Source organism: Thermococcus sp., from assembly GCF_027052235.1.
Classification (GTDB): Archaea; Methanobacteriota_B; Thermococci; order Thermococcales; family Thermococcaceae; genus Thermococcus.
This window is the reverse complement of sequence record NZ_JALUFF010000080.1, coordinates 1-1,983: the sequence shown is the minus strand read 5'-3', so window position 1 is coordinate 1,983 and position 1,983 is coordinate 1. Positions and strand designations below refer to the sequence as shown.

Annotated in this window: 5 protein-coding genes; all 5 read right to left on the bottom strand. The window is 49.3% G+C overall.

Annotation, left to right across the window (positions count from 1 at the left end):
- The coding region (locus MVC73_RS10105; RefSeq protein ID WP_297510633.1) for a PIN domain-containing protein at positions 1–208 on the bottom strand (208 nt) is incomplete at its 3' end.
- Positions 209–535 carry a hypothetical protein gene (locus tag MVC73_RS10100; protein ID WP_297510630.1) on the bottom strand — a complete coding sequence of 109 codons (327 nt, stop codon included), beginning with the start codon at positions 533–535 and terminating at the stop codon, positions 209–211.
- A gap of 222 nt (positions 536–757) precedes the next feature.
- On the bottom strand, positions 758–1,249 hold the full coding sequence (locus MVC73_RS10095; RefSeq protein ID WP_297510627.1) for a hydrogenase 3 maturation endopeptidase HyCI: 492 nt from the start codon (positions 1,247–1,249) through the stop codon (positions 758–760).
- 51 nt (positions 1,250–1,300) lie between these two features.
- Entirely contained in the window at positions 1,301–1,735 is a 435-nt protein-coding gene (locus MVC73_RS10090) for a DUF3368 domain-containing protein (RefSeq protein ID WP_297510624.1), read from the bottom strand.
- Positions 1,732–1,983, bottom strand: a 252-nt coding sequence (locus MVC73_RS10085; RefSeq protein WP_366938962.1) for a UPF0175 family protein, incomplete at its 5' end; no start/stop codon positions are given. The genes MVC73_RS10085 and MVC73_RS10090, both read right to left, overlap by 4 nt.

Genomic DNA, 1,983 nt, shown 5'->3' with positions numbered 1-1,983 from the left:
CTAAAACTTCCCGCTTAGTCCCCTCGGCAACCTTCATGAGAGTATAGCTCATTTCCTCGTAAATCTCTCTGCTGATGTAGTTCTCAATTTCCCCAGAAACAAGAGCCTTGAGGATTCTCCATGAAGGAGAGTGCTCCGGGTTTCTCGACTTTAAGGCACTCACAAGAATCGACGTATCGAGAACCACCCTGATTTTAGCCTTGGACATTCAAATCACTCCAAGGCGTTTTAGCTTTGCCTTAATCCTCTCGAACTTTCTCAAATCCTCCTTAGCTTTGAGTAGAAGGTCCTCAACACTCCCCTTAAGCTCGCCAGAACTCTCAGCCTCTCTGAGGGCAATCTCAAACAACTCCTCGGGAGGAACATCCTCAGTCATTCTCTCAAATTCCCTCAGCTTTTCTTCCCATTCCTCTCTTCTCTTCATTTCATTAAAGAACCACACTATATCCTCAGGCCTCTCGTGAATCTTTCTAGCGAGCTGGACAATCCACTCGCTAACGGAACGTCTGGCATTTTCATCATTCTTGAGCATCATTTCAATAGCCCTTACATCCGAGGCCATAACTATCCCAAATTGAATTCCTCGGGGAGTTATAAAACTCTATCGCTAAATCGCTAATCGAAAAATCCTTTATTTCTGTGGCAGTGCCAGCACCCCTCACGTTTTAAAATGAAAACTAATGGGAAGACACATCAAGAAAGGCAGAAATTCGTGTTTTATTTGTTGGCGTCTCCCACAACTTTGCAATTGCGTGCTCTACTTCCCCTCTCTTCTTCCGCTTCTCAGAATCCCCGCGAGCAGTTGTGCAAGTCTTTCTGCGCGTTCCCTTATCAGCTCGCTCGGCTCCTCGAAGAGGCCTGTTGAACCCGGCTGACAGCCTATCAGGACGAAGTCCGCTTTGATCATCGTTTTCATGAACTGAGTTACAAACTTCAGCGGGAGGCCGTGAGTCGAGACTGCTTCCCCTATGGTCCCCTCTGGGTCGGCTATTATGTACTCACCGACTTCTCCTCTGAAGTCCACGGCATCGACGAAAACAACGAGTTCCGGATTGAACTCCTTTATTTTCCCGGTGTAGTTCTCGGGAACCTCCCCACAGTTTATCACGAGGACGTTGGGATTGTCCAGGATTTCTTTTAGCCTCTCGGCGACGAGAACTCCAAAGGCATCGTCTCCCCTAATATCGTTCCCGATGCCGCAGATTACTATCCGCTTTTTTCCTTGGAAGATTTCTTCGAGGGAGTTCATGGTTATACTCTCCTTTCAAACGTTTACACCTTAATCCATCTCACCGGCGGATTAGAGTATAATCTCGATTACCTCGTTTGAAATCCTGAAGCCCTTCTCCACGAGTTCCGTTAGGAAAGGTTTCACCTCGTTGATGACTCCTCTCTTCTTTGCGAGCAGTAGAAGGCCCGCCGTTCCGATTACTCTAAGGCCGAGCTTCCTTGCAATTTTTCTGGCCTTAAGGTCGTCAAGAATTAAAAAATCGGCGTTAAGTTCAATTGCAAGGGCTATTGCCTCTGACTCCCCGTCTCCGAGAGACTCTAAAAGGGCCTGAACGAGCGGTCTGTTTTTCGGAGCCTTAACGGTTATCCACTCAGGGAGTTCCTCCCCGAATTCCCTCTGCACTGCTGGGGGCACTACGACCTCACCAAAAACATCATGAAGTATTTTGAGCTTCCCAATGTTGGAAAGCCCGATCAGCGGGCTTGTGTTAGAAACCACCCTCATTCCAGACCCTCTATGAGCCTTACGTCCTCCTCGGCCTCTTCCCGCGTGTAGTTTATTGGAATCCCCCTCCTCCTCAGCTCGTAGAGGAACTCCCTCACGCTCAAGCCCGCGAGCTGGGCGGCCTTTCCGAGACTTACCCTTCCCTCGCGATAGAGTTCTATCGTGGCAAGCAGAATCAGCTCTCTCTCCGGCTCGGGGCCGAGGAAGTCCCGGAATGCCTTGGGTGTTGTGGTCTCCATGCTCCCACC